The 25,217-nt window shown below is 67.9% G+C and carries 26 protein-coding genes; 14 read left to right on the forward strand and 12 right to left on the reverse strand.

What is annotated here, in order from left to right:
- Positions 1-4 precede the first annotated feature (4 nt).
- Positions 5-1,153: a ribonuclease D gene (gene rnd, locus RMO01_RS04720; RefSeq protein ID WP_309627887.1), complete on the reverse strand. Its 1,149-nt coding sequence runs from the start codon at positions 1,151-1,153 to the stop codon at positions 5-7.
- An 80-nt stretch (positions 1,154-1,233) separates the two neighbouring features.
- On the opposite strand from rnd, the gene purM reads away from it, so the two are divergent.
- From purM to RMO01_RS04740, 4 genes are all read left to right on the forward strand, one after another.
- Positions 1,234-2,265: a phosphoribosylformylglycinamidine cyclo-ligase gene (gene purM / locus RMO01_RS04725; protein WP_309627888.1), complete on the forward strand. Its 1,032-nt coding sequence runs from the start codon at positions 1,234-1,236 to the stop codon at positions 2,263-2,265.
- Positions 2,266-2,322: 57 nt separating this feature from the next.
- Positions 2,323-3,699: a M28 family metallopeptidase gene (locus RMO01_RS04730; protein WP_309627889.1), complete on the forward strand. Its 1,377-nt coding sequence runs from the start codon at positions 2,323-2,325 to the stop codon at positions 3,697-3,699.
- Complete coding sequence (gene purN / locus RMO01_RS04735) at positions 3,696-4,298, forward strand: phosphoribosylglycinamide formyltransferase (RefSeq protein ID WP_309627890.1); 603 nt, start codon at positions 3,696-3,698, stop codon at positions 4,296-4,298. The genes RMO01_RS04730 and purN overlap by 4 nt, the downstream gene beginning before the upstream one ends.
- Before the next feature lie 73 nt (positions 4,299-4,371).
- Entirely contained in the window at positions 4,372-6,432 is a 2,061-nt protein-coding gene (locus tag RMO01_RS04740) for a M13-type metalloendopeptidase (protein WP_309627891.1), read from the forward strand.
- A gap of 172 nt (positions 6,433-6,604) precedes the next feature.
- On the opposite strand, the gene ndk is transcribed toward RMO01_RS04740, so the two are convergent.
- The 3 genes from ndk to RMO01_RS04755 form a co-directional block, all read right to left on the reverse strand.
- The gene (gene ndk / locus RMO01_RS04745; RefSeq protein WP_309627892.1) at positions 6,605-7,024 is read right to left on the reverse strand and encodes a nucleoside-diphosphate kinase; all 420 of its coding nucleotides are present in this window, start codon (positions 7,022-7,024) and stop codon (positions 6,605-6,607) included.
- A gap of 73 nt (positions 7,025-7,097) precedes the next feature.
- Positions 7,098-7,523 (reverse strand): type II toxin-antitoxin system VapC family toxin, encoded by a 426-nt coding sequence (locus RMO01_RS04750; RefSeq protein ID WP_309627893.1) that lies wholly within the window; start codon positions 7,521-7,523, stop codon positions 7,098-7,100.
- On the reverse strand, positions 7,523-7,795 hold the full coding sequence (locus RMO01_RS04755) for a type II toxin-antitoxin system prevent-host-death family antitoxin (protein WP_309627894.1): 273 nt from the start codon (positions 7,793-7,795) through the stop codon (positions 7,523-7,525). Before RMO01_RS04755 ends, RMO01_RS04750 begins: the two co-directional genes overlap by 1 nt.
- A gap of 60 nt (positions 7,796-7,855) precedes the next feature.
- Between RMO01_RS04755 and RMO01_RS04760 the strand changes: the two genes are divergently transcribed.
- On the forward strand, positions 7,856-9,736 hold the full coding sequence (locus RMO01_RS04760) for an ABC-F family ATP-binding cassette domain-containing protein (RefSeq protein ID WP_309627895.1): 1,881 nt from the start codon (positions 7,856-7,858) through the stop codon (positions 9,734-9,736).
- Positions 9,736-9,978 carry a DUF2164 domain-containing protein gene (locus RMO01_RS04765; protein WP_309627896.1) on the forward strand — a complete coding sequence of 81 codons (243 nt, stop codon included), beginning with the start codon at positions 9,736-9,738 and terminating at the stop codon, positions 9,976-9,978. Before RMO01_RS04760 ends, RMO01_RS04765 begins: the two co-directional genes overlap by 1 nt.
- Before the next feature lie 135 nt (positions 9,979-10,113).
- On the opposite strand, the gene pyrC is transcribed toward RMO01_RS04765, so the two are convergent.
- The 4 genes from pyrC to ruvX form a co-directional block, all read right to left on the reverse strand.
- Positions 10,114-11,391, reverse strand: a complete 1,278-nt coding sequence (pyrC, locus tag RMO01_RS04770) for a dihydroorotase (protein ID WP_309627897.1) — start codon at positions 11,389-11,391, stop codon at positions 10,114-10,116.
- Between the two features lie 151 nt (positions 11,392-11,542).
- Positions 11,543-12,523, reverse strand: coding sequence for an aspartate carbamoyltransferase catalytic subunit (locus RMO01_RS04775; RefSeq protein ID WP_309627898.1), 981 nt, complete (start codon positions 12,521-12,523; stop codon positions 11,543-11,545).
- 48 nt (positions 12,524-12,571) lie between these two features.
- Entirely contained in the window at positions 12,572-13,495 is a 924-nt protein-coding gene (locus RMO01_RS04780) for an AEC family transporter (protein ID WP_309627899.1), read from the reverse strand.
- Complete coding sequence (gene ruvX, locus RMO01_RS04785; RefSeq protein ID WP_309627900.1) at positions 13,492-13,971, reverse strand: Holliday junction resolvase RuvX; 480 nt, start codon at positions 13,969-13,971, stop codon at positions 13,492-13,494. Before ruvX ends, RMO01_RS04780 begins: the two co-directional genes overlap by 4 nt.
- A 72-nt stretch (positions 13,972-14,043) precedes the next feature.
- Between ruvX and RMO01_RS04790 the strand changes: the two genes are divergently transcribed.
- The 3 genes from RMO01_RS04790 (at position 14,044) to gatA (ending at position 16,429) form a co-directional block, all read left to right on the forward strand.
- The gene (locus tag RMO01_RS04790) at positions 14,044-14,586 is read left to right on the forward strand and encodes a hypothetical protein (RefSeq protein ID WP_309627901.1); all 543 of its coding nucleotides are present in this window, start codon (positions 14,044-14,046) and stop codon (positions 14,584-14,586) included.
- A gap of 74 nt (positions 14,587-14,660) precedes the next feature.
- Positions 14,661-14,948: an Asp-tRNA(Asn)/Glu-tRNA(Gln) amidotransferase subunit GatC gene (gene gatC / locus RMO01_RS04795; RefSeq protein ID WP_309627902.1), complete on the forward strand. Its 288-nt coding sequence runs from the start codon at positions 14,661-14,663 to the stop codon at positions 14,946-14,948.
- 2 nt (positions 14,949-14,950) lie between these two features.
- On the forward strand, positions 14,951-16,429 hold the full coding sequence (gatA, locus tag RMO01_RS04800) for an Asp-tRNA(Asn)/Glu-tRNA(Gln) amidotransferase subunit GatA (RefSeq protein ID WP_309627903.1): 1,479 nt from the start codon (positions 14,951-14,953) through the stop codon (positions 16,427-16,429).
- 57 nt (positions 16,430-16,486) lie between these two features.
- Here the strand turns inward: gatA and RMO01_RS04805 are convergent, their stop codons facing one another.
- Positions 16,487-18,088 carry a leucyl aminopeptidase gene (locus tag RMO01_RS04805; protein WP_309627904.1) on the reverse strand — a complete coding sequence of 534 codons (1,602 nt, stop codon included), beginning with the start codon at positions 18,086-18,088 and terminating at the stop codon, positions 16,487-16,489.
- 149 nt (positions 18,089-18,237) lie between these two features.
- Between RMO01_RS04805 and RMO01_RS04810 the strand changes: the two genes are divergently transcribed.
- The 4 genes from RMO01_RS04810 (at position 18,238) to RMO01_RS04825 (ending at position 21,350) form a co-directional block, all read left to right on the forward strand.
- On the forward strand, positions 18,238-19,425 hold the full coding sequence (locus tag RMO01_RS04810; RefSeq protein WP_309627961.1) for an acetyl-CoA C-acyltransferase: 1,188 nt from the start codon (positions 18,238-18,240) through the stop codon (positions 19,423-19,425).
- The gene (locus RMO01_RS04815; protein ID WP_309627905.1) at positions 19,425-20,411 is read left to right on the forward strand and encodes an alpha/beta hydrolase; all 987 of its coding nucleotides are present in this window, start codon (positions 19,425-19,427) and stop codon (positions 20,409-20,411) included. The genes RMO01_RS04810 and RMO01_RS04815 overlap by 1 nt, the downstream gene beginning before the upstream one ends.
- Positions 20,412-20,607: 196 nt before the next feature.
- Entirely contained in the window at positions 20,608-20,949 is a 342-nt protein-coding gene (locus RMO01_RS04820; protein WP_309627906.1) for a VOC family protein, read from the forward strand.
- Complete coding sequence (locus tag RMO01_RS04825; RefSeq protein WP_309627907.1) at positions 20,946-21,350, forward strand: YkgJ family cysteine cluster protein; 405 nt, start codon at positions 20,946-20,948, stop codon at positions 21,348-21,350. Before RMO01_RS04820 ends, RMO01_RS04825 begins: the two co-directional genes overlap by 4 nt.
- Positions 21,351-21,469: 119 nt before the next feature.
- Here RMO01_RS04825 and RMO01_RS04830 read toward each other — a convergent pair whose 3' ends face one another.
- Positions 21,470-21,835, reverse strand: coding sequence for a hypothetical protein (locus RMO01_RS04830; RefSeq protein WP_309627908.1), 366 nt, complete (start codon positions 21,833-21,835; stop codon positions 21,470-21,472).
- A gap of 43 nt (positions 21,836-21,878) precedes the next feature.
- Here RMO01_RS04830 and RMO01_RS04835 point away from each other — a divergent pair, with 43 nt between their 5' ends.
- Positions 21,879-22,421: a hypothetical protein gene (locus tag RMO01_RS04835; protein WP_309627909.1), complete on the forward strand. Its 543-nt coding sequence runs from the start codon at positions 21,879-21,881 to the stop codon at positions 22,419-22,421.
- 206 nt (positions 22,422-22,627) lie between these two features.
- Here the strand turns inward: RMO01_RS04835 and cydB are convergent, their stop codons facing one another.
- Complete coding sequence (gene cydB / locus RMO01_RS04840) at positions 22,628-23,665, reverse strand: cytochrome d ubiquinol oxidase subunit II (RefSeq protein WP_309627910.1); 1,038 nt, start codon at positions 23,663-23,665, stop codon at positions 22,628-22,630.
- Complete coding sequence (locus RMO01_RS04845) at positions 23,662-25,107, reverse strand: cytochrome ubiquinol oxidase subunit I (protein ID WP_309627911.1); 1,446 nt, start codon at positions 25,105-25,107, stop codon at positions 23,662-23,664. The genes cydB and RMO01_RS04845 overlap by 4 nt, the downstream gene beginning before the upstream one ends.
- Positions 25,108-25,217 lie beyond the last annotated feature (110 nt).

Raw genomic sequence — 25,217 nt, forward strand, 5'->3', positions numbered from 1 at the left:
CGGCCTATTCGATCTCGACGACCTCGACCCGGGCCCCGTTGAGGACCAGGGCGATCTCGCCGCGCTTGAGCTTGAGCGCGTCCTCGCCGAACAGCTGGCGCCGCCAGCCGGTCAGGGCCTCGACCGCGGCGTTGTCGTCGATGGCGATTCGCTCGAGGTCGGCGACGTTGGCGATCAGCTTGGACGCCACCCCGGCATTGTCGCTCTTGGCCTTCAGCAGAACCTTCAGGAGTTCGACCACCGACGGCGGCGCCGGCTGGTTATGGGCCGGACGATCCAGCTTGGGGGCATGAGCCTCGGGGTCGGCCATGACCCGTTTCAGCTCCTCGGTCAGTTCGAGGCCGAGCCGCGAGCCGCCGAATCCCTTGGGCACGGAGCGCAGACGGTTGAAGGCGTCGACGTCCATCGGCGTCTGGGTCGCGATCTCGTCGATCGCCTCGTCCTTCAGGATACGGCCGCGCGGCTGGTCGCGATCCTGGGCCGCCCGCTCGCGCCACACCGCCGTCGCCTTGAAGGCGGCGAGGTATTTTGCGTTGTACTTCTTGGGCTTCAGCCGCTTCCAGGCCTTCTCGGGATCGGTGTCATAGAGGTCCGGATCGACCAGATCCTCCATCTCCTGCGTCACCCAGTCGAGGCGGCCGTCCTTGTTCAGCCGGTCGCGCAGCTTCGGATACAGGGCCGCCAGATGGGTCACGTCGCCGATCGCGTAGGTCAGCTGGGCGTCAGACAGGGGCCGGCGCGACCAGTCGGTAAACCGGCTGCCCTTGTCGAGGTCGATGCGAAGCATCTGGCGCACCAGCCCGTCATAGGCGACCTGATCGCCGAACCCGGCGGCCATGGCGGCGATCTGTGTATCGAACATCGGCCTGGGCATGGCGCCCAGCTTGACGAAGATCTCGGTGTCCTGGCGTGCGGCGTGGAAGACCTTCACAATCTTCGGATCGCGCAGGATGTCCAGGAACGGCTCCAGGTCCAGGCCCTCGGCCTGGGGATCGATGATGGCCTCATGCTCCGGCGTGGCGGCCTGGATCAGGCACAGCTTGGGCCAGTAGGTCGTCTCCCGCATGAATTCGGTATCGACCGCGATGAACGGGGCGCTGGCGACTGCGGAACAGAACTGGACCAGCGCGTCATTGGTGGTGATCGGCGTCATTGAAATGCTATAGCCCGGCCCGACGCCGTCGTGGCAAGAGCCGCGACCATATTTCCGCACCGATTCCAGGCCCGTGAGCGATGAGCGACAATAAAGACCCATTGCCTAACGGCCTGACCTACGCCGATGCGGGCGTGGATATCGACGCCGGCGACATGTTGGTCGAACACATCAAGCCCCTGGCCAAATCCACGGCCCGCCCCGGTTCGGAGCCGTCGCTGGGCGGATTCGGGGCCCTGTTCGACCTGAAGGCGGCGGGATTCGTGGATCCGCTGATCGTCTCGACCACGGACGGCGTCGGCACCAAGCTGAAGATCGCCATCGAGACGGGCCGTCATGACGGCGTCGGCATCGATCTGGTCGCCATGTGCGTCAACGACCTGCTGGCCCAGGGCGCGGAGCCGCTGCTGTTCCTCGACTACTATGCGACCGGAAAGCTCGAGATCGACGCGGCGCGCCGCGTGGTGTCGGGGATCGCAGAGGGCTGTCGTCAGGCTGGCGCGGCCCTGGTCGGCGGCGAGACGGCCGAGATGCCCGGCATGTATTCGGGCGGCGACTACGACCTGGCCGGCTTCTCCCTGGGCGCCGTCGAGCGGGGCCACGCCCTGCCCCGGCTGGACCTGCAGAACACCGGCGACCTGATCATCGGCCTGGCGTCGTCGGGTCCGCACTCCAACGGCTACTCCCTGATTCGCAAGGTGGTGGAGCGTTCGGGTCTGGCCTGGGGCGACGACGCCCCCTTCGCCAGGGACCGGTCCCTCGCCCAGGCCCTGATGGAGCCGACGCGCATCTATGTGAAGCCGGTCCTGCCGCTGATGAAGGCTGGCCTGATCAAGGGCGCGGCCCACATCACCGGCGGCGGCCTGATCGAGAATCCGCCCCGCTGCATCGCCGAGGGCCTGTCGGCCGAGTTCGACTGGAACGCCTGGCCCGTGCCGCCTGTGTTCCAGTGGCTGGCCGAGACCGGCGGCATCTCGGACCACGAGATGCGCCGGACCTTCAACTGCGGCATCGGCTTCATCCTGATCGTCGCGCCGGAGAATGCCGAAGACGTGCTGGCCGGGTTGCTGGAAGCCGGTGAAGCGGCGTTCGTCTGCGGACAACTGGTTTAAGCCTCTCCCGGTGGGAGAGGGATGTCGCTAGGTTGTCTCTGAACACGGAGTCGTCCCATGCGCCTGATAGCCCTCGCCGCCCTGCTGGCCCTGCCTGCAGTCGCCCAGGCCCAGACACCCGCCGCGATCGAACAGCCGCTACTGCACACAGTCGTCTCCGAGGTGGAGGCCGACCGGATGCACGCCGACATCACGGCGCTTGTCGGCTTCGGCACCCGACACACCATGTCCGAGACCCGATCCGAGACGCGCGGCATCGGCGCCGCCCGTCGCTGGACCGAACGGGAGTTCCGCCGCATCTCGGCCGAATGCGGGACCTGTCTCGAGATCGCCCTGCCGGCCGACACCGTGACCGGTCCACGCGTCCCGACGCCGACCGAGGTCGTCAATGTGGTCGCCATCCAGCGCGGGAGCGGCGATCCGAACCGCGTCATCATCATCTCGGGCCACATCGACAGCCGCGTCACCGACGTGATGAACTTCACCGCCGACGCACCGGGCGCCAATGACGACGCCTCGGGCGTGGCCGCCGTTCTGGAGGCCGCCCGCGTCCTGTCGAAACACACGTTCGACGCCACCCTGGTCTACGCCGTCCTGTCAGGCGAGGAGCAGGGCCTGCTCGGCGGCAAGATCCTGGCTGACTATGCCAAGGCGCAGGGCTGGGTCGTCGAGGCCAATCTGAACAACGACATCGTCGGCAACTCGGAAGGCCAGTCGGGCGTCCGCGACACCACGCGGGTCCGGGTCTTCTCCGAAGGCACCAAGACGGTCGAGACGACCCTGCAGGCCGATCGCCGGCGCTACAACGGCGGCGAGGTCGACAGTTCTTCGCGCAACCTCGCCCGCTATGTCGACGGCATAGCGGACCGCTATCTGGCGAACTTCGACGTCGACATGATCTATCGCACCGACCGCTTCGGGCGCGGCGGCGACCAGGTCGAGATGCTGCGCGCCGGCTTCCCTGCCGTGCGCATCTCGGAAGGCGCCGAGAACTACGACCGCCAGCATCAGGACCTGCGCACCGAGAACGGCGTCGAATACGGCGACACGATCGAGGGCGTGGACTTCGACTATCTGGCCCAGGTCGCCCGGCTGAACATCGCGACCATGGCGGCGCTGGCCAATGCGCCCATGGTTCCGGCGGATGTGACCATCGAGGGCGCGGTCAAGCCGGACACCACCCTGCGCTGGGCCGCCGTGCCAGGCGCGGTCGGGTATCGCGTCTGGTGGCGCTCGACCACCGCGCCGCAGTGGACGTTCAACCGCTCGGCCGGCACAACGACGTCGCTGGTCCTGACCGGCATTCCGATCGACGACTATTTCTTCGGCGTCTCGGCCATCTCCGAGGACGGCTATGAGAGCCCGGTCGTCTACCCGGGTCCCGCCGGCGCCTTCGTCTCGGTCGGCGACCCGCCGGCGCCCGCCGCACGATGAGACAGCCCGGGGGCCGCGTGCGCGTGGCCGTGCTGATTTCCGGCGCCGGATCGAACATGGCCGCCCTGATCGACGCGGGTCAGGCCGCCGATGCGCCGTATGAGGTGGTGCTGGTCCTGTCCAACGATCCGGAGGCGGGCGGCCTCGCCGTGGCGCGGGCCAAGGGCGTCGCCACCGCCGCCGTCGACCACAGGCCTTTCGGCAAGGACCGCGCCGCCCACGAGGCCGCGATTCAGTCGGAACTGGAGACTGCGGGGACCGAGGTCGTCGCCCTGGCCGGCTATATGCGCCTGCTGACGCCCTTCCTTGTGGGCGCCTGGGAGGGCCGGATGCTGAACATCCACCCCAGTCTGCTGCCGAAATATCCGGGCCTCGACACCCATGCCCGCGCCCTGACCGCCGGCGACGCCGAGGCGGGTTGCACCGTCCATCTGGTGACCGAGGGCGTCGACGAAGGCCCCATCCTCGACCAGCAGGCCGTGCCGATCGTTCCGGGCGACACGCCCGCGACCCTGGCCCAGCGGGTCCTCAACGCCGAGCATACCCTCTACCCGCGGGCGCTGGCCGACTTCTGCCGGGCGCGGATTAGAAGTTTGTAATCATCACGCTTTGCCCGCGACACCGCGACCCAGCGGGTTCAGTCTGCCGCAAATCTTCCGACAGGGATCCCTCATGTCCAGACTCCGCCTCATGGCGTGCGCCGCCGGCGCCGCCCTCTTGATCGCCTCGCCCGTCCTGGCCCAGACCGCGCCCCTGCCGGTCGAAATCCCGTCCGAGGATCAGGCCGAGATCGGCGTCTTCGGCTTCGACCTGAACGGCATGGACACCTCGATCCGGCCCGGTGAGGACTTCAACCGCTACGCCAGCGGGACCTATCTGGCCAACACGCCGATCCCCGCCGACAAGGCCTCCTACGGCATGTTCACCGTGCTGCGGGACCGTTCGGACGCCAATCTGCGCACCATCATCGATGAGAGCGCGGCAAACCCGGGCGCCAGCGCGGACGCGACCCGCATCGGCTCCATGTATTCCGCCTTCCTCGATGAGGCGGCGATCAATGCCCTGGGCGTCTCGCCGCTGCAGGCCGATCTGGCCGAGGTTCGCGCCGCCGACACCCGCGAGAAGCTGGCCGCCCTGATGGGCCGCACCCAGTACGGCTTCGGCTCCAGCCTGTTCGGCGTTCAGGCCTTTGAGGATCTGCGCACCCCGGATCGCACCTCGGCCTATGTCGTCCAGGGCGGCATCGGCATGCCCGACCGCGACTATTATCTGGAAGAGCGGTTCGCGACCCAGAAGGCCGCCTATCGCACCTATGTCGAACAGGCCCTGACCCTGGCCGGCTGGCCCGAGCCGGCCGCGGCCGCCGACGCCATCCTGGCCTTCGAGACCGCGATCGCCCGGGAACACTGGACCCAGGTCGAGAACCGGCAGATCGACAAGCTCTACAACCCGATGACCGTGGCCGAACTGAACACGGCCGCGCCCGGGTTCGACTGGACCGCCTGGTCGACCGCAGCCGGCCTCGGCGCCGACCGCACCCTGATCGCCGCCAACAACACCGCCTTCCCCGGCATGGCCCGCGTTTTCGCCGAAACCCCGATCTCGACCCTGCAGTCGTGGGAGGCCTTCCACGTCATCGACCAGGCCGCCCCCTATCTGTCCGACCCGTTCGTCCAGGCCCGGTTCGAATTCTTCGGCAAGACCCTGAGCGGTCAGCAGGAGATCCAGCCCCGCTGGAAGCGCGGCGTGGCCCTGGTCGAGAGTTCGCTGGGTGAATCCCTGGGTCGCGAGTACGTGGCCCGTCACTTCCCGGCCGAGTCCAAGGCCCAGATGGAAGACCTGGTCGCCAACCTGCGCGCCGCCATGACCGTCCGCATCCAGAACCTCGACTGGATGAGCCCGGAAACAAAGGAACAGGCCCTCTACAAGATGAGCCGGTTCGGGGTGAAGATCGGCTATCCCGACGAATGGCGCTCCTACGACGGGCTGACCCTCGTGGCCGGCGACCTCTACGGCAACGTCGAGCGCTCGGCGGCCTTCGAGTGGGAGTTCGCCCTCTCCAAGCTGGATCGCCCCGTGAACCCCCTGGAATGGGGCATGACGCCCCAGACCGTGAACGCCTACTACAACCCGCCGCGCAACGAGATCGTCTTCCCTGCCGCCATCCTGCAGGCGCCCTTCTTCGATCCGCGCGCCGATCCGGCGGTGAACTACGGCGGCATCGGCGCCGTCATCGGCCACGAGATCACCCACGGCTTCGACGACCAGGGTCGCAAGACCGACGGCGACGGCGTGCTGCGTGACTGGTGGACGGCCGAGGACGCGGCCAAGTTCGAGGAACGGGCCGCTGTCCTGGGTGCGCAATACTCGGCCCTGTCGCCGGTGGAAGGCGCCACCGTCAACGGCGACCTGACCATGGGCGAGAACATCGCCGACCTGGGCGGGCTGCTGATGGCGCTGGACGCCTATCGCATGTCGCTGAACGGCCAGCCGGCCCCGGTGATCAACGGGCTGACCGGCGACCAGCGGGTCTTCCTCGGCTGGGCCCAGGTGTGGCGGACCAACAGCCGCGACGCCTATCTGCGCCAGCAGGTGACGACCGACCCCCACGCCCCCGCCATGTACCGCGCGGCCGTCCCGCCCCGAAACATCGATGCCTGGTACGCCGCCTTCGGCGTCGAGCCGGGCGACGAACAGTATCTGGCCCCGGACGCCCGGGCCCGGATTTGGTAAGTACGAAAAAGGCCCCGGAGCGATCCGGGGCCTTTCTTTTTCAGGGCGCTACCGCTCGGCTCGCCCCCCGGTCCGATCTTCGATCGGCCGGAGGACAGGCTCTGCCTCGCTGCGTGAGCGCGTTCCTTGTGGCACCAAGGCGCGCGACGCGGTCGCGCGTTGCTTGAGCGACCTAGCCGACGATGTCGGCGTCCGTGAAGAACTGGGCGATCTCGATCGCGGCGTTCTCTTCCGAGTCCGAACCGTGGACCGAGTTCTCGCCGATCGACAGGGCGAACAGCTTGCGGATGGTGCCGTCAGCGGCGTCCTTCGGGTTGGTCGCGCCCATGACTTCGCGGTATTTGGCGACCGCGCCTTCGGCTTCCAGAACCTGGACGACGACCGGCTCGGCGATCATCTGGCCGACCAGTTCGCCGTAGAACGGGCGCTCGGCGTGGACTTCATAGAATTTCTTGGCCTGGGCCTCGGTCAGCTTGATGCGGCGCTGGGCGACGATGCGCAGGCCGGCGCCCTCGATCACTGCGTTGATGGCGCCCGTCAGGTTGCGGCGCGTGGCGTCGGGCTTGATGATCGAGAAGGTACGGTCGGTCATGAGGAGACTTCTTGTTGGGAGTTTGAAGGTCGCGGGCTTATAGACGCGGCGTCCGGGCTTTCCAACCCGTCGATCAGGCGGCGATCGCCCGAACGTGCCCCTGCGCGGAATAGGCGAGAATATCCCGGTCGCGTGTGATCATGACCGCATCGAGCGCACGCGCCGTTGCGGTCAACAACCGGTCAGCGGGGTCAGCATTGATGCCGTCCGGCAAATAGGCTGCAGCGATGCCAATCTCGGGCGTCAAGGGCGTCAGCACCACATGATAGGTATCGACGAAACGCCGAAACCAGGTCGTCGGATCTGGCAGAAAATCGATGGATCTGCGCGTATTTCGCGGCCGGCTGATGTTGCCGATTTCCCATGCCGAGACGGGTGAGACCAGCAATGCGCCACGCGCGGACGCTTCCACGGCGACATCCATCGAAGCCGGGCTGAGCCCCAGCCCCGTCGCAAGATCGATAATGGCGTTCGTATCGAGCAGGACGGGACGATTCATCAGTCGATGATGCCGTTTTCGGAATCGAGCGGGTCCAGATCCATGGGGGCGGTCCAGTCGAAATCGGCGGGAGCGATCACGGTGCCCTTCATCGCGCCGACGAGGCTTCGGAGATCAAACACAGCGGCAGGCTCGGGCTGATGCACCACCGCCGCCGTCTTTCCGCGCTTGGTGATCGTCACCTTCTTCAGAGCGCCACGTTGCAGACGATCAATTAGCTCAAGGCACTTGGCCTTGAACTCCGTCGCCGTTATGACGACCTCACCGGTCACATGGTCATGTGTCATGACCAGTCATATTGAACTGACCACTTTCAAAGTCAACGCTTCTCCATGCTCCAGATCACCAACCTGACGTTCAACGCCTGGGGTCGCCAGTTTCTGGACGACGCCTCGGTCAGCCTGCCGCCGGGCTCCAAGGTCGGGCTGGTGGGCCGCAACGGCATCGGCAAGTCGACCTTGTTCAAGATCATCTTGGGCGAACTGGCTGGCAACGGCGACGAGGTCTCCCTGCCCAAGACCGCACGCATCGGCTCGGTCGATCAGGAACACCCGGCCACGCCGGTCAGCGTGGTCGAGACGATTCTCGAGGCCGACACCGAACGCCACGACCTCTTGGGCCGTCTGGAAACCGCAGAGCCCGAGGAGATGGGCGAGATCTGGTCGCGGCTGATCGAGATCGACGCCGACGGCGCCCCCGCGCGCGCGGCGGAAATCCTCGCCGGCCTCGGCTTTGACCACGAGAACCAGCAGCGGCCGATGTCGGAGTTCTCCGGCGGCTGGCGCATGCGCGTGGCCCTGGCCGCCGCCCTGTTCGCCCAGCCGGACATGCTGCTGCTCGACGAACCGACCAACTACCTCGATCTGGAAGGCGCCCTGTGGCTCGAGGCGCGGCTGAAGAAATATCCGGCGACGGCCCTGATCATCTCCCACGACCGCGAGATGCTGAACGAGGTCTGCACCCACATCCTCCATCTCGCGAACCGCAAGCTGGAGATCTACACCGGCAACTACGACCAGTTCGAACAGGCGCGCGCCGAGAAGGCCCGTCTGCAACTGTCGGCCAAGGCCAAGCAGGACGCCGAACGCGCCCACCTCCAGTCCTTCGTCGACCGGTTCAAGGCCAAGGCGTCCAAGGCCGCCCAGGCCCAGTCGCGCATGAAGCGTCTGGCCAAGATGCAGCCGGTCTCGACCACGATCGAGGAACGCGTCGCCCCCTTCACCCTTCCCTCGCCGCCCCGTCCTCTGGCGCCGCCGCTGATTCGGCTGGAACGCGCCAACGTCGGCTATGAGCCCGGACGGCCGATCCTGCGCAATCTGAACCTGCGAATGGATCTGGACGACCGCATCGGCCTGCTGGGCGTCAACGGCGCGGGCAAGTCCACCTTCGCCAAGATGATCGCCGGCGCGCTCAAGGTCACCGAGGGCGAACTGCATCGCGACAAGAAGATGCGGGTCGGCTGGTTCCACCAGCATCAGATCGAGGCCATGGACCCGACCGACACGCCGCTGGAGATCATCCGCCGCGCCATGCCGGACGCGCCCGAGGCCGGGCGCCGCTCCAAGCTGGCCCAGTTCGGTCTGAACTACGAGAAGCAGGAGACGACGGTCGACAGCCTGTCCGGCGGCGAGCGCGCGCGCCTGCTGCTGAACATGGTGGCCATGGAGGCCCCGCACGTCCTGATCCTCGACGAACCGACCAACCACCTCGACATCGACAGCCGCCGGGCCCTTCTGGACGCGCTCAACGACTACACCGGCGCCGTCATCCTCATCACCCACGACCGCTCACTGATGGAGATGGTCGCCGACCGGCTGTGGCTGGCCGCGGACGGCACGGTGAAGCCGTTCGACGGGGACATGGACGACTACGCCAGGTTCGTCCTCGACCGCGCCAAACAGGCGGCGGTGAAGCCGAGCCAGATCAAGAAGGAGGAAGCCGCCGTCGCCTCCGCGCCCGCCGCCAAGCCGCAAAAGCAGAAGTCCGGCCCCTCGCCCTCGACCCTGCGTCACGCGGTGAAGAAGGCCGAGGAACGAGTCGTCGCCCTGACCGCCGAGATCGCCCGCATCGACGACGATCTCGCCAACGCCGCCGTGTCGAACCCCAAGGCGCTGGAAGGCCTGACCCGCGCGCGCGCCAAGACGCAATCCGATCTTGACGCCGCCGAAGCCGCCTGGATGGCCGCGGAGGAAACCCTGGCCGAGATTTCGTGATGAAGCCGATCGTCTTCTCGAAGGAAGAGCAGCGCGACCTGATCCTGCGCATCAAGACCTTCGTGCGCGACGAACTGGATCAGGAGATCGGCGACCTGCAGGCGTCGATGCTGATGGACTTCTTCGCCAACACCCTGGGCCACGCCGTCTACAATCGCGCCCTCTACGACGCCCAGGCGTTGATCGCCGCCAAGGCCGACGAGATGGCCGAAGCGCTCTATGCGCTGGAGCAGAAGCCGTAATTCAATCACCGTGCACACCGGCGAAGGCCGGGGTCCAGATGGCGAACGATTTTGCATGACGCTTGAGGACTGGCGCCAGATGCCAGCCGCCTGCTTCTGTGATCTGGACCCCGGCCTTCGCCGGGGTGCACGGCACTAACTGGAAAACACGACCCGGCCGCCGACGATGGTCATCTCGACCCTGCCCTGCAGCCGGCGCCCGTCGAACGGCGAGTTCTTCGACTTGGACCGCAGCGTCGCCGCATCGACGATCACCGGCGCGCCGGGATCGAACACGATCAGGTCCGCCGGAGCCCCCGCTTCCAGCACGCCCGCGTCCAGCCCCAGCAGGGTCGCCGGCCCATGGGTCATCGGCCGCAGGACGTCGAGGATATCCAGCCCCTCCTCATGATGCAGGCTTAGCGCCGCCGGCAGCAGGGTCTCCAGACCCACCGCCCCCGGCGCGGCCTCGGCGAACGGGCGGCGCTTGTCCTCGGCGGGCGCGGGGGTGTGGGCCGAGGTGATGGCCTCGATCAGTCCGTCGCGCACCGCCTCGATCAGCGCCCGCCGGTCGCTCTCGGGCCGCAGCGGCGGCTCCAGGCGGAAGAAGGTGCGGTAGTCGCCGATGTCGATCTCGTTGAAGCACAGATGATTGATCGACACCGAGGCCGCGACCTCCAGCCCCCTGCCCCGCGCCCGCGCCAGCACCTCCAGCGCCGCCTCGGTGGAGATCTGGTCGACGAGGAAGCGCACGCCGGTCTGTTCGACCAGGGCCAGATCGCGCTCCAGCTGGATACGTTCGGCGATGGCCGGGGCGCCCGACAGGCCCAGACGCGTCGCCAGCTCTCCGGAGGTCGCCACCGAGCCTTCGGTCAGCCACGGATCGGCCGGGCGGCAGGCGATCAGGGCGTTGAATGCCGTGGCATAGGCCATGACCCGCTGCAGCACCCGACTGTCGGCGATGACGTGGTCGCCGTCGGTGAAGTAAAGGGCGCCGGCCTCGTGCATCAGGCCGATCTCGGCCATCCGCTTGCCGTCGCGCGCCTTCGTCGCCGCCCCTGCCGCCCGGACGTTGACGAGGCTCAGGGCCGCGCCCCGCCTCTGGATAAAATCAACCATGGCCGGATCATCCACAGCCGGGTCGGTGTCCGGCTGGATGACCACCGTGGTGACCCCGCCTGCAGCGGCAGAGAGGCTGGCGGACTTCAGCGTCTCCTTCGGTTCGGCGCCCGGCTCGCCGGTGCGGACGCGGATGTCGATCAGGCCGGGCGACAGGCACAGGCCGCGCGCGTCGAGGATTTCCGTGGCCGAAACCGCGACCGAGCGGCGCTCGACGCGGGTGATGACGCCGTCCTCGATGACCACGGAGCCGGGGCCGTCGTAGTCGGACGCCGGGTCCAGCAGGCGGGCGTTGATGATGGCCTGCGAGCTCATGCGAAAATCCTCCCCCCTTGGGGGAGGGGGACCGCGTCTTCGCGGTGGAGGGGGCCCACCGCGCACGCCGGAGTCCGGGGCTGGCCCCCTCCGTCTCTACGCTTCGCTTCGAGCCACCTCCCCCGATGGGGGAGGATTTGGCGGAACGAACTCATGCCGCGCCCTCCAGACGGGCGGATAGCGAGGCCAGCACTGCCATTCGCGCCGCGACGCCCATCTCGACCTGGTCCTGAATCAGCGACACGGACAGGTCGTCGGCGACGTCGGAATCGATCTCCACGCCCCGGTTCATCGGCCCGGGGTGCATGACCCGGGCGCCCGGTGCGGCCCAGGCCAGCTTCTCGCGGTCCAGACCCCAGAAGCGGAAATACTCGCGCGTCGACGGGACCAGGGCCCCGTCCATCCGCTCCAGCTGCAGCCTCAGCATCATCACCACGTCGCAGCCGGCGAGGCCCTCGCGCATGTCGTGGAAGACCTCGCAGCCCCAGCGGTCGGCGTCGCCGGGCACCAGGGTCGGCGGCCCGATCAGACGCACCCGCGCGCCCATCATCGACAGCAGCGCAACATTGGAACGAGCGACCCGGCTGTGGGCGATGTCGCCGCAGATGGCGACCGTCAGTCCTCCGACGTCACCGAAGGCGCGGCGCAGGCTCGGCAGGTCCAGCCGGGCCTGGGTCGGATGTTCGTGGCGGCCGTCCCCGGCGTTGACCACCGCGCAGCCGACCTTCTGGGACAGAAGGGCCGCCGCCCCCGACGCCCCGTGCCGCACGACCAGAATATCCGGCTTCATGGCGTTCAGGGTGACCGCCGTATCGATCAGGGTCTCGCCCTTCTTCACTGACGAAGCCTGCACCGGCATGGTCACGACGTCGGCGCCCAGCCGCTTGGCCGCGATCTCGAACGAAGAGCTGGTGCGGGTGGAGTTCTCGAAGAACAGGTTCATGACGGTGCGACCGCGCAACAGGTCGAGCTGCTTGCTCGATTGCCGGTTCAGGTCGACGAACGCATCCGCCAGATCGAGCAGGCTCAGAACGAACGGCGGATTCAGATCGCCGGCGGCCAGGAAATGCGGTTTCGGAAAGGGGACCAGCCGGTCGGCGATCAGGTCGGCGGCTGCATCATGCTGGGTCATTAAAGCCCGGCTATAGGGGCGCCCGGCGCCAAGCTCAAGGATGGCGCCTCAAGTCAGTCGGTGCAGGAACAGCAGCAAGGGGATCATCAGGGCGCTGACCACCGTCGTCAGGGCGATCACCCCCGCCATCAGGGGCGCGTCTCCGCCCATCTGCCGCGCCAGCAGATAGGAAGCCGCCGCTCCCGGCGCCGCGCCGCACAGCATCGCCACTCCCTGCGCCAGGTGATCGCCGCCCAGCAGGATGCACAGGCCCCACATCAGGGGCGGCATGATGATGAGCTTCACAAAGGACACGCCCGCGATGGTGAATTTGCGCCGCGCCACCTCAGCGAAGCTCAGGCCCGCGCCTGCGATGATCAGGCCGAGCGGCAGGGCGGCCGAGCCCAGCAGCTCCAGTGTCTCCCAGATGCCCGGCACATGGGGCACGCGGGCGAAGTTCAGCGCCAGGCCGATCAGGCAGGCCAAAAGGATCGGATTGGCCAGCATGGCCTTCACGAGGGCCAGGGGCGTCACCCCGCGCTGTCCCGCGCCCCATTTCGCCAGGACGGCGACGCAGGAGATATTGGTCACCGGAATGATGCAGGCGATCATCACCGCCGCCAGCGCCAGTCCCTCGGCCCCGAATGACGCCTGGATGACCGGCAGGAAGACGAAGCTGTTCCACCGGATCACACCCTGGAACACGGAGGTATAAGCCGGGCCGTCGATCGTCATCAGCGGCTTGGCCAGCAAGGTCCCGGCCGAGACGATCAGGACGGCGATCACCGCCGCGCCCGCCGCCGCGCCCGCGCTGCCGCCCGACAGGTCCGCACCCCAGACGGCGGGGATCAGGAAACCGGGATACAACAGGTTGATCGACAGCTTCTCGATCGGCCGCCAGGTCGCGTCGGGCAGGAAGTCGGTCTTGCGCAGCCCATAGCCCAGGGCGATCATAACGAAGACCGGAACGACCCCGGCGATGAGGCCGATCATGTCCAGGTCTGCTGGTCGCGCACCCGGTCCAGCGCTCCCTGCAGAATCCAGGCGGCGGCGGTCCGATCGACCACTCCGGCCCGGCGCTTGCGGCTCAGGTCCAGTTCCCCGATCAGGAACCGCTCGACTGCCGAGGTCGACAGCCGCTCGTCCCAGAAGGCGACGTTCACAGGGCGGAACCGCTCGAGATTGCGCGCGAAGGCCCGGCAAGACTGGGCGCGCGGCCCCTCGGTCCCGTCCATATTGACCGGCAGGCCGATGACGAGGCCGGACACCTTGCGGGCGTCCATCAGCTTGAACAGGGCCTCGGCCTCGGCCGTGAATTTCGATTTGCGGATCAGCTGCAGCGGACTGGCGATCAGCCGCGTGGTGTCCGAGACCGCGACTCCTATGGTCGTCTCGCCGAGGTCCAGCCCCATCCAGGCGGTACCGGGCGGGCAGGCTGCGGGCAGGTCGACGATATCCACAACAGGCATGGGCGGGCGGTAGGCGTTGCCATTCCGCCTGTCAAAGGCGACTGTCGCCTATCACCGGTCCGCGAGGGGTCCATGTCTGTGCGTTCTTCGTTTCTGAGCATCACCATCGTCGCGGCCCTGTCGCTCGCCGCCTGCGACGCCATGCCGTCCACGAAGACGACTGTGACGCCGACCACGGACGGGGCCGACACGCCTTCCCAGGCCGCGCCCCTCACGGCATCCGGAGCCCCCGAGACCCTGACGATCGCCGACCCGTCGCAGACCGACAACGGCCTGCAATGGGCCGCCAGCGTGGTGAAGAGCGACGATATTCCGGGCGAGAGCGCAAAGCTGTTCGGCGTCTCCGGGGGCGATCCGGCCATGAACGGGCTTCAGACCTACATCGCCTTCTTCGAGAACCCCGCAGACGGCTGGGCCATCTATCAGATCGGCGATTTCCTCGACTACACGGTCCTGTCCCACGCCAACGGCCGGATCGATCTCGACATCCATGAGAGCACCATGGACGAAGCGACCGGCGATATCGGCGACCGCCATCGCAAGATCATCATCCAGTGGACCCAAGGCGCGGACGACGCCGCCCCGACCGTCGTGACCGTCACGCCCGCTCAGTAGAGCCTGCGGTCCTTGTGCGGCGCGGCACAGGCGGCTAATCCCGCCCGCTTGCACTGAGACTATCGGAGGGCCGCATGGCCATCGACGCAGAGACGGTGAGGAAGGTCGCGCACCTCGCCCGTATCAAGACCGCTGACGACCGGCTGGAGCCGCTGGCTGGCGAGCTGAACGGCATCATGGCCTGGATCGACCAGCTCAACGAGGTCGACGTGGTCGGCGTCGAGCCGATGACGTCCAACGTCGCCCAGCCGCTGCGTCTGCGTGACGACGTCGTCACCGATGGTGCAAAGGTCGACGCCGTCCTGTCCAACGCGCCGCAATCCGCAGACGGCTTCTACGTCGTGCCCAAGGTGGTCGAATAGTCATGAGCGACCTGACCAAACTGACCCTCAAGGCGGCCGTCGACGGGCTGAAGTCGAAGGCCTTCTCGTCGGAAGAGATCACCCGCGCCTTCGTCTCGAACATCGAGGCCGCCAACCCGACCCTGAACGCCTATGTCGTGACGACCCCGGAAAAGGCGATCGAGATGGCGAAGGCCTCCGACGCCCGGATCGCGGCCGGGACCGCCGGCCCCCTCGAAGGCGCGCCCCTGGGCATCAAGGATCTGTTCTGCACCGAGGGCGTCCAGACGACCGCCGGCTCCAACATGCTGCGCGGCTTCGTCCCGCCCTATGAATCGACCGTGACCGCCAACCTGTGGCGCGACGGTGCGGTCATGCTGGGCAAGCTCAACATGGACGAGTTCGCCATGGGTTCGTCGAACGAGACCTCGGCCTTCGGTCCGGTCGTAAACCCGTGGAAGTCCAAGAACTCCAATGCCGACCTGACCCCGGGAGGCTCATCGGGCGGTTCGGCCTCGGCCGTCGCCGCCGACCTGTGCCTGGCCGCCACGGCCTCGGACACCGGCGGTTCGATCCGCCAGCCCGCCGCCTTCACCGGCACGGTCGGGATCAAGCCCACCTATGGCCGCGCCAGCCGCTTCGGCATGGTCGCCTTCGCCTCCTCGCTGGATCAGGCCGGGCCGATCACCAAGACGGTCGAGGACGCCGCCCTGATGCTGCAGTCGATGTGCAGCTTCGACGTCAAGGACTCGACCAGCCTCGACATCCCGACGCCGGACTGGTCCGCCTCGGTCGGCCAGTCGGTCAAGGGACTGCGCATCGGCGTGCCGGCCGAGTACGTCGTCGATGGCATGCCCGCCGAGATCCAAGCCCTGTGGGACCAGGGCGTGGCCTGGCTGCGCGATGCAGGCTGCGAGATCGTCGACATCTCCCTGCCCCACACGAAATACGCCCTGCCGACCTACTATATCGTCGCCCCGGCCGAGGCCTCCTCGAACCTGGCGCGCTACGACGGCATGCGGTTCGGCCATCGGGCGGAAAAGGCGACCAGCCTGACCGACCTCTACGAGACCAGCCGCGCCGAGGGCTTCGGCAAGGAGGTCCAGCGCCGCCTGGTCATCGGGGCCTATGTGCTGTCGGCCGGATTCTACGACGCCTATTACGTTCGCGCCCTGAAGGTCCGGCGGCGCATCGCCGAGGACTTCGACAAGGTCTGGGGTCAGGTCGACGCCATCCTGACGCCGTCGACGCCGTCGGCCGCCTTCGCCCTGGGCGACAAGCAGATCGACCCGGTGACCATGTACCTCAACGACGTCTTCACGGTGACCGCCAACCTCGCCGGCCTGCCCGGGATTTCGGTCCCGGCTGGCGTGGATTCCAACGGCTTGCCGCTGGGCCTGCAGGTGATCGGCAAGGCGTTGGACGAGGCGACCGTGCTTCAGGTCGGGGCGGCGCTGGAACAGGCGGCGGGCGGCGTCGGCAAGGCCGAGCGCTGGTGGTGATCCAGGCAGACGCGACAAGATGGAGGGCCGCCGGGAGAACCGGCGGCCCTTTTCGCATCAGCCTCCGCCGTTGCCGATCCCACGCCCGACCGGCCGCCAGTCGCGGACGAACTGTTCCAGCAGCCGCACCCCGAACCCGGCCGAGCCCGCCGGCTTCCAGTCATTGGCGCCGCCATAGGCCATGTTGGCGATGTCCAGATGGGCCCACGGGGTCTCGCGGCTGACGAACTCCCCGATGAACCATGCGCCCGTGCCGGCTCCCGCCCCGCCATCGCCCGAGTTCTTGATGTCAGCAATGGTGGAGGAGATCTCCTGGGCATAGGAGGAATGCAGCGGCAGGCGCCACAACCCCTCGCCGGTCGCATCTGAGGCGGCCGTCAGCTGATCCGCCAGCGCGTCGTGGCGGCTGAACAGGCCGGCGTAGTCGTCGCCCAGCGCCCCGCCGACCGCGCCGGTCAGGGTGGCCACGTCGACGATCGCGGCTGGGTTCACGTTGCGCTCGGTCCAGACCAGGGCGTCGGACAGAACGAGCCGCCCCTCCGCGTCGGTCGAGATGACTTCGATCGTCTTGCCGTTCATGGCGGTCAGGACGTCGCCCGGACGCATGGCCGCGCCGTCCGGCATGTTCTCGACCAGGGCGGCCACCGCGACGACGTTCACCGGCGCGGCCGACCGGGCCAGGGCCAGGGTCGCGCCGACGACCGAGGCGGCCCCCGACATGTCCATCTTCATATTGCCCATATTGGCGCTCGGCTTGATGGAGATACCGCCGGAGTCGAAGGTGATCCCCTTGCCCACCAGCGCCACCGGCCCGCCCTCCGGCGCCCCCTCGCCCGCATAGCGCACGACCAGCAGGCGCGGCGGACGGGCCGAGCCGGCCCCGGCGGCCGTGATCACCCCCATGCCCAGCCGCTCCATGGCCGGAACGTCGAGCACCTCGATCGACACCCCGCGCACGCCCCGGAAGGCGGCGCGCGTCCGCTCCACGAAGGTCTCCGGATAGACGATGTTGGCGGGCTCGTTGGAGATGTCGCGCACCCAGGTCATCGCCTCGACCAGAGCGGCGCCGCGCGCCTGATAGGCGGCCTCGGCGGCCTGGCTTTGGGGGGTCACGACCGTCAGCCCGTCCGGCGCCGCCGCGGTCCGGGCGGACGCCTGATGGATGTTCGAACGATAGTGGCCGATGCCGAAGCCGGTCGTCAGGGCGGCCGCCTGTTCGCCCGACAGCGCGGGGGCGAGAACGGTCACGGTCCCCTCGTCTGCCATCAAGCTCCGTCCCGCAACCGCGCCGCTCCATTGCAGAGCGGCGGCCTCGCCCTCGGCGCCCAGACCCAGCACCAAAATGCGGTCCCAGCCGCCGATGCCGCGCAGGCTCAGCGTCTGGCGCGCGCCATAGCTGAACTCGGCCGAGGTCAGGGCGCGCCCGACCGCTTCGATCTCCGGGAGACCGGTCAGGGCGTCGAGATCCGCCGCCGTCCGTAATGGCAGGACCAAAGCACCCGTCGTTTCTCCCGGCTCGGTGGCGAAGACCACCGCCCGCGGCGTCGGAGCCGCCGCCACGCCCGCCGCGCCGTGCGACTGGGCGACAGCCGGGGTCGATGCTGCTGCGAGGGCCAGGGCGGATACGGCGAGGACGAGATGGCGACGGGCGGAAATCATGACAGGGCCTCCAAAAGAACCGGGGCGAAACTCTGTAACAGCCGGGCGACGAGGACCATGCGACCCAATGGCCACCTCGGCGCCTCGCGTCACTCCCCTCGCAATCCGCCTCCCCCGACGCTACATCCGCTCCACGTCATCGTGAGAGCCTGTCCATGTCCGATCCTGTCGTCATCGTCGCCTTCGCCCGCACGCCCATGGGCGGCTTCCAGGGGGTCTTCAACGGGGTGAAGGCGACCGAACTGGGCGCGACGGCGGTCAGGGCGGCAGTCGAGCGCGCGGGCGTGCCGCCGCAGAAGGTCGAGCAGATCTATATGGGCTGCGTTCTGCCGGCCGGTCTCGGTCAGGCTCCGGCGCGTCAGGCGGCCATAGGCGCCGGCCTCGGCCAGCATGTCGAGGCGACGACGGTCAACAAGATGTGCGGCTCGGGCCTGCAGGCCGTCATGATGGCCAGTGACGCCCTCCACGCCGGTTCGGCCGACGTCATCGTCGCGGGCGGCATGGAGTCGATGACCGGCGCCCCCTATCTGATGAACAAGCACCGCGGCGGCGCGCGCATCGGCCACGATGTCATCGTCGACAGCATGTATATGGACGGCTTGGAGGACGCCTATACGCCCGGCAAACTGATGGGAAATTTCGCCGAGGACTCGGCCGCGACCTATCAGTTCACGCGCGAGCAGCAGGACGCCTACGCCCTCGAAAGCCTCAGCCGCGCGCTGAAGGCCATCGAGACCGGCGCCTTCAAGGCCGAGATCACTCCGGTCGAGGTCTCGGGCCGCAAGGGGACCGTTACGGTCACCGAGGACGAACAGCCCGGCAAGGCCATGCCGGAGAAGATCCCGACCCTGAAGCCCGCCTTTTCCAGGGACGGGACCATCACAGCCGCCAACGCCTCCTCGATCAGTGACGGCGCCGCCGCCCTGGTCCTGACGCGCGAGAGCGTCGCCCGCGCCCTGAACCTGCCTGTCATCGCCCGCATCGTGTCGCACGCCGCCCACGCCCATGAGCCCGGCCTGTTCACCACGGCCCCGGTGCCTGCCATGCAGAAGGCGCTGAAGAAGGCCGGCTGGTCGGTCGAGGACGTCGACCTCTGGGAGATCAACGAGGCCTTCGCCGTCGTCCCCATGATCGCCATGCAGGAGATGGGTATCGACCACGCGAAGATGAACGTGAACGGCGGCGCCACGGCCCTGGGCCATCCGATCGGCGCGTCGGGCGCCCGCGTCCTGACCACCCTGATCTCGGCCCTGCAGATCCGGGGCAAGTCGAAGGGAATGGCGTCCCTCTGCATCGGCGGCGGCGAGGCCGTGGCCCTTGCAGTCGAGCTGGCCTGATGATCGATCTCAGCCGTCGTTCCCTTCTCGGCGCGGCGGCTGTGACCGCCGCAGCGGCCGGCGCCGTTCAGGCCCAAAACACTGCCGGGAACGTCGCCCCGGCCGATCCGACCGAAGTCGTGCACCTATGGCCCAGCGGTGCGCCGGGCGGCGAAAACGTCACCGTCACCCCCATCGTGCCCGAACGCTCGACCGATCCGTCGTTCCACGACCGCTACGCCCAGTACACGACCGACCCGCTCCTGACGGTCATGCGGCCTGAGCGGCCGAACGGGGCGGCCCTGCTGCTGATTCCGGGCGGCGGCTATCGCTGGGCCGTCCTGGACAAGGAGGGGTTCGACGTCGCACGGGTGTTCGCGGCGGTCGGCGTGACCTGTTTCGTCCTCCGCTATCGACTTCCCGCTGACGGCTGGGCCGCCGGGCCGAACGCACCGCTTCAGGACGCCCAGCGGGCGCTGCGTCTGATCCGCGCCCACGCGGCCGACTATAGCGTCGATCCGGCCCGTATCGCCTGTCTGGGAGCCTCCGCCGGCGGCCATCTGGCCGGCTTGCTCGCCGTCCGGTCCGACGCGACCTATCAGGCCGTCGACACGGCCGATGAGGTCTCGCACCGCCCCGACCTCACCATTCTGCTTTATCCGGTCACGACCCTGGCCGACCCCTTTGCGCACAAGGGGTCACGCGACCAGCTCCTGGGGCCCTCCCCCACGCCCGAAATGATTTCCCGGTGGTCCCTCGACCAGATGGACTGGACCGGGGTCGGCCCCACTGTCCTGATCCACGCCCTCGACGACGCCGGCGTACCGCCGGAGAACAGCCTTCAGCTTCTGGCCACCCTGCGCGCCTCGGCCGTCGTGTCCGAGGCCCATCTGTTCCAGGAAGGCGGCCACGGTTTCGGCATCCGCCTGATCGCCGGAAAGCCCGCCGCTGTCTGGCCCGAACTGGTCCAGGCCTTCGGTCGCCGGAACGGCTGGCTTACCGCTTAACCGCGCGGTCCACAGGTTTCGGCGGCGTCTGCTGCGGATGCAATTTCGCCTCCCGCATCAGGCGGATCAAGGCGTCTGGGCCTGCCGACAGAACGATCACCGTCACACCTGTTTTTGCGAGTGGTTCGCAACATTGCGCCGTCTTTCGGGCCGTGGCAAGCGGATCCCCGGCGGCTTTTTCAATCGGATCACGACCATGCGAAGCGACGGAAAACTGGACTATCTGGAGCTGCCCTCCACCGGCCTGCCGGAAACAAAGGCCTTCTATGCGGCCGCCTTCGGCTGGACCTTCCAGGACTATGGCCCGACCTACGCCGCCTTCGACGAGGGCCTGGACGGCGGCTTCGACGCCGACCCCGAACGGCCGCAAGCCCCCCTCCCCGTGCTTTACGCCACCGACCTTCCGGCCATGCTGGCCCGGGTCGAGGCGGCCGGTGCGACCATTCTTAAGCCCATCTTCGACTTCCCCGGCGGCCAGCGCTTCCACTTCCGCGACCCATCCGGAAACGAGCTGGCGGTCTGGTCCGAGGGCGGATGAAATCCTGCGGCGATTGCGGCCTGTGCTGCAAGATCATGGGCGTCACCGCCCTTGAGAAGCCCGCGGGCCGCTGGTGCCGCCATTTCGGCAAGACGACCGGCTGCTCCATCTACGAGGATCGCCCGAGTGACTGCCGCGTCTTTAACTGCCTGTGGCTGCTGACCGAGGCGCTGGATGACCGCTGGAAGCCGACGGCCTCGGGTTTCGTCCTGCATTCGGAACTTGGCGGCGCACGGCTGATCGTCGAGTGCGACGCGGCCCGCCCCCATGACTGGCGGCGCGAACCCTATGAGGCCCAGTTACGCCGCTGGGCTGCCGCCGAGGGTCAGGAAGTGCTGGTCTTCGCCGGCAAGCGCGGCGTGCGGCTCGGCGAGACCGACACCCCCGTCAGAAGGGCCTAGGACCTGATCCAGAAAAGTGTGAGCGGTTTTCCGGTCGGATCAGGTCCCAGATTCAAGCTGGGCCTTGATTCACGGCATCAGCGAGATCGCGAAGCGATCTCTCCTCAGCCGATCAAGGCCTAGCGGACATCCACCGTCTGGCCGATCCGTTCGGCCAGAGTCCGGTCGGCGCCGTCCACGCTGGTGATCCAGACGTGGACCTCCTGAGGCGCGGTCGTGCGGGTGAACAGGTGCTCCAGAGCCACGCGACGGCCGTCCTCGGTCGACACAACCGAGGCGCGGGCCCCGGCCTCGACCATCTCGCCCGAATAGATCGGGAACTGCGACGCCGGCCCGGCATAGATCATGACCAGGGGCTGCTGGCCCCTGCGGATCGTCCAGATGTTGAAGTTCGGCCCCGGCCGGCCGGTCGTGATCGTGATCCCGGCCGGAAGGTCGACCGTGAACGGCAGGGCCCGGATCGCCGGGGCGTCCAGCACCGTCATCGGTGCGGGAGGCGGCGCAGCAGGCGCGGTGACCGGAGGCGCCGTGACCGGCGCGGTCGCTACTGGCGGCGTGGGTCGCGGAGCCGGCGCGGTCGCGGTCGGCGCAGGCGTCGTAGCGCGCGGAGCGGGGGCAGCAGGCGGCGCTACAGTCGCAGGACGAGGCGTCGGCGCGGCGACGGTGGGCGGAGGCGTCGTCGGGCGCGGCCTGGGCGCTGCCGTCACGGGGGCCGCCGTCCTCGGCGCGGTGGAGGCAGGCGGGGTCGTCGTCAGCGCGGGCGTTGCAACCGGGGAACGTGTGGGAGCGTCCGGCGCGGCGGTGACGGGAGCGGGCGTCGCCAGCGGCAGGGTCCGGGGCGGATTGGCGACCACAGGCGGGGTCAGAGGCTGCGTCCTCGGCGGTGGCGAGACCGGGGCCGAAGGGATCGGCACGACCCGGCCCGGAGGCGGTGGTGTCGTGACGGGGGACGGCATGGGTGAGATCGGGCGCGGCGCGACGGCGCCCGCAGGCGGCGCCGAGTTGAGGCTGCGGGTAAGCTCGCTTCCGGGCCGGGGGGCCGTGGCGGACTGTGCCGTTTGTTGGGTCTGACCCGATCCGACGATCAGAAGGGCGGCGAGGACGAGCACATTCGACATGGCGCAACCATCGCCTTTCAGCCCATGAACGGCAAGCTTCTCAGCACATAGGCGACGACCGCGACTGAGACCGATCCGGCGACGCACAGGCCCGCGAACCAGGCCAGCTTCTTCCACAGCGGACCGCTGTCTTCGCCCGTTTCGGGCGGGGGAACGGGATCAATGATGATAGCCGGCCTCCTCGTCGATCTTGCCTCGGAACACCCAGTAGACCCAGCCGGTATAGGCCAGGATCAGGGGCAGGATGGCCGCCGTCCCCACCAGCATCAGAGCCAGCGCATTGTCGGGCGCCGCTGCCTGCCGGAAGTTCAGGGCGTAGGGCACCACGTAAGGAGCGAACCCGACCGCCAGCCCCAGATAGCCGGACAGGAAGACCAGGATCGCCCCCACGAACGGCCAGTGATGCGATCCCTTGCGGCTCATCACGAAGACGAGGCCCAACCCGATGAGCCCCACCAGCGGGATCGGCAGAAGCGGCGCCAGATCAGCAAGTTCCAGTGCGAACCCGTCCTGCAGATTGACCCCCCAGCGCTCCGCGATGCGAGGATGGATCAACAGGGTCGCCAAGCTGACCGCCGCCAGCAGGCCAGCCACGACCAGCGCCGAGATGCTGGTCCAGCGCTTCGCGTCGCCATGCAGATTGTCCCTGGTCTTCATCATCAACCAGGCCCCTCCCAGCAGGGCGTAACCGGCCACCAGACCCGCGGCGACCAGAAGGGTGTAGGGCGTGAACCAGTCGAATTGCCCGCCCGCGAACCGGTCGTCGCGCACCGTCACCCCCTGGATGAAGCCGCCGAGCACCAGACCCTGCGCCACGGCCGTCAGGATCGACCCGCCGGCGAACATCTGGGTCCAGAACTTGCGGCCCCTGTTTCGCGCCCGGAAGCGAAACTCGAACGCCACGCCTCGCAGGATCAGCCCTGCGAGCATCAGCAGGATGGGCAGATACAGCGCGGGCATCAGTACCGAGTAGGCCAGGGGGAAGGCCGCCAGAAGCCCCCCTCCTCCCAGCACCAGCCAGGTCTCGTTGCCGTCCCAGACGGGGGCGATCGTGTTCATCATCACGTCCCGTTCGCCGGGCGACTTCGCGAACGGGAACAGGATCCCTATGCCGAGGTCGAACCCATCCAGAGTGACGTACAACAGGACGGAGACCGCGATCAGCCCGGCCCAGATCAGTTGCAGGTCGAGGTTCATTTCGGGCCTCCCAGGACGCCGTCGGGTCCGCCCGGGGTCGTGTCCTCCGGCGCCTTGGCCAGCGGCGTGCCCGGCGGCCTCTGTCCGGGCGGCGCCGGTTCGGTGCTGGCCGCGATCGGTCCCTCGGCCATCAGTCTCAGGATGAAGATGGCTCCGGCCGTGAACACGACGGAATAGACGAGGATATAGGCGATCAGTGAGGTTGCGACCTGGCTGGCGACGACGGGCGAGACGGCGTCACGGGTCTTCAGCACCCCATAGACGACCCACGGCTGGCGCCCGACCTCGGTCACCATCCAGCCGGCCAGCACGGCGATGAAGCCGGTCGGACCCATCAGCACGGCGAACCGCAGGAACAGCGGGCTGTCGAAGATCCGTTTCCTCCAGATCAGCACCGCGCCCCAGGCGCCCAGGCCGATCATCAGCAGACCCAGACCGACCATGATCCGGAAGCCGAAGAAGGGGATGAACGGCGGCGGCTGATCCTCGCGCGCCCAGCTATCCAGGCCCTGAATGACCTCGTCCTTCGGCACGTTCTGGATCCAGTTGCCGACGCCGGGGATGGAGACCTCGAAATGGTTCTTCTGCGCGTCGCGATCGGGGATGCCGAACAGGTGCAGGGGCTGGTCGGCGCGCGTCTCCCAGTATCCTTCGATCGCTGCGGTCTTGGACGGCTGATACTTGTGCGCGACCTCTCCAGAGGCATGGCCGACGACCAGTTGCAGCGGCGCCAGCACGGCGATCAGCCCCACCGCCATGACCAGCGAAATCCGGCTCTCGCTCCACCCCTCGGTCTTCAGCCCGGCCGCTCGGTCCTTGAGCAGCCGGTAGGCCGACGCCCCGCCGACCACGAGCCCTGTCGTCAGGAAGGCGGCCAGCAGCATGTGCGCCAGTCGCGACGGGAAACTGGGGTTGAAGATGACCTGCATATAGTCGGTCGCCTGGAGCCGCCCATCGGCCATGATCTCAAAGCCCTGCGGCGTCTGCATCCAGCTGTTGGCGGACAGAATCCAGAAGGCCGAAATGCTGGTGCCGACGGCCACCAGAACGGTCGAAGCGAAGTGCAGTTTCGGCCCGACCTTCTTCCAGCCGAACAGCATGACGCCGAGGAAGGACGCTTCCAGGAAGAAGGCGGTCAACACCTCATAGGCCAGCAACGGCCCGATCACCCCTCCAGTCAGGCGGATGAACTCACTCCAGTTGGTGCCGAACTGGTAGCTGAGCACGACGCCCGAAACGACGCCCATGCCGAAGCTCAAGGCGAAGATCTTGACCCAGAACAGATACAGGACCTTGAACGCCTCCCGCTTCGTCCACAGCCACAGACCCTCCAGCACGGCCAGATAGGCCGCCAGCCCGATCGTGAAGGCCGGGAAGAGGATATGGAAAGCGATGGTGAAGGCGAACTGCAGGCGCGACAGCAGCAGGGCGTCGAGGTCCACGGGGTGTTCCTAGTGACAATGCGATCGCGGCGAATTGCGCCCTCACAACGAAGGTGTCCACAAGCGCGACGGGCGCGCGACAGTCGGTCGCGTTATTTCATCAATCAGTG

Source organism: Brevundimonas sp. (genome assembly GCF_031412435.1).
Classification (GTDB): Bacteria; Pseudomonadota; Alphaproteobacteria; order Caulobacterales; family Caulobacteraceae; genus Brevundimonas.

Coding starts and splice junctions, on each gene's coding strand:
- rnd (WP_309627887.1), bottom strand. CDS start 1,153: ATGACGCCGATCACCACCAATGACGCGCTGGTCCAGTTCTGTTCCGCA.
- purM (WP_309627888.1), top strand. CDS start 1,234: ATGAGCGACAATAAAGACCCATTGCCTAACGGCCTGACCTACGCCGAT.
- RMO01_RS04730 (WP_309627889.1), top strand. CDS start 2,323: ATGCGCCTGATAGCCCTCGCCGCCCTGCTGGCCCTGCCTGCAGTCGCC.
- purN (WP_309627890.1), top strand. CDS start 3,696: ATGAGACAGCCCGGGGGCCGCGTGCGCGTGGCCGTGCTGATTTCCGGC.
- RMO01_RS04740 (WP_309627891.1), top strand. CDS start 4,372: ATGTCCAGACTCCGCCTCATGGCGTGCGCCGCCGGCGCCGCCCTCTTG.
- ndk (WP_309627892.1), bottom strand. CDS start 7,024: ATGACCGACCGTACCTTCTCGATCATCAAGCCCGACGCCACGCGCCGC.
- RMO01_RS04750 (WP_309627893.1), bottom strand. CDS start 7,523: ATGAATCGTCCCGTCCTGCTCGATACGAACGCCATTATCGATCTTGCG.
- RMO01_RS04760 (WP_309627895.1), top strand. CDS start 7,856: ATGCTCCAGATCACCAACCTGACGTTCAACGCCTGGGGTCGCCAGTTT.
- RMO01_RS04765 (WP_309627896.1), top strand. CDS start 9,736: ATGAAGCCGATCGTCTTCTCGAAGGAAGAGCAGCGCGACCTGATCCTG.
- pyrC (WP_309627897.1), bottom strand. CDS start 11,391: ATGAGCTCGCAGGCCATCATCAACGCCCGCCTGCTGGACCCGGCGTCC.
- RMO01_RS04775 (WP_309627898.1), bottom strand. CDS start 12,523: ATGACCCAGCATGATGCAGCCGCCGACCTGATCGCCGACCGGCTGGTC.
- RMO01_RS04780 (WP_309627899.1), bottom strand. CDS start 13,495: ATGATCGGCCTCATCGCCGGGGTCGTTCCGGTCTTCGTTATGATCGCC.
- ruvX (WP_309627900.1), bottom strand. CDS start 13,971: ATGCCTGTTGTGGATATCGTCGACCTGCCCGCAGCCTGCCCGCCCGGT.
- RMO01_RS04790 (WP_309627901.1), top strand. CDS start 14,044: ATGTCTGTGCGTTCTTCGTTTCTGAGCATCACCATCGTCGCGGCCCTG.
- gatC (WP_309627902.1), top strand. CDS start 14,661: ATGGCCATCGACGCAGAGACGGTGAGGAAGGTCGCGCACCTCGCCCGT.
- gatA (WP_309627903.1), top strand. CDS start 14,951: ATGAGCGACCTGACCAAACTGACCCTCAAGGCGGCCGTCGACGGGCTG.
- RMO01_RS04805 (WP_309627904.1), bottom strand. CDS start 18,088: ATGATTTCCGCCCGTCGCCATCTCGTCCTCGCCGTATCCGCCCTGGCC.
- RMO01_RS04815 (WP_309627905.1), top strand. CDS start 19,425: ATGATCGATCTCAGCCGTCGTTCCCTTCTCGGCGCGGCGGCTGTGACC.
- RMO01_RS04820 (WP_309627906.1), top strand. CDS start 20,608: ATGCGAAGCGACGGAAAACTGGACTATCTGGAGCTGCCCTCCACCGGC.
- RMO01_RS04825 (WP_309627907.1), top strand. CDS start 20,946: ATGAAATCCTGCGGCGATTGCGGCCTGTGCTGCAAGATCATGGGCGTC.
- RMO01_RS04830 (WP_309627908.1), bottom strand. CDS start 21,835: ATGACGGTGCTGGACGCCCCGGCGATCCGGGCCCTGCCGTTCACGGTC.
- cydB (WP_309627910.1), bottom strand. CDS start 23,665: ATGAACCTCGACCTGCAACTGATCTGGGCCGGGCTGATCGCGGTCTCC.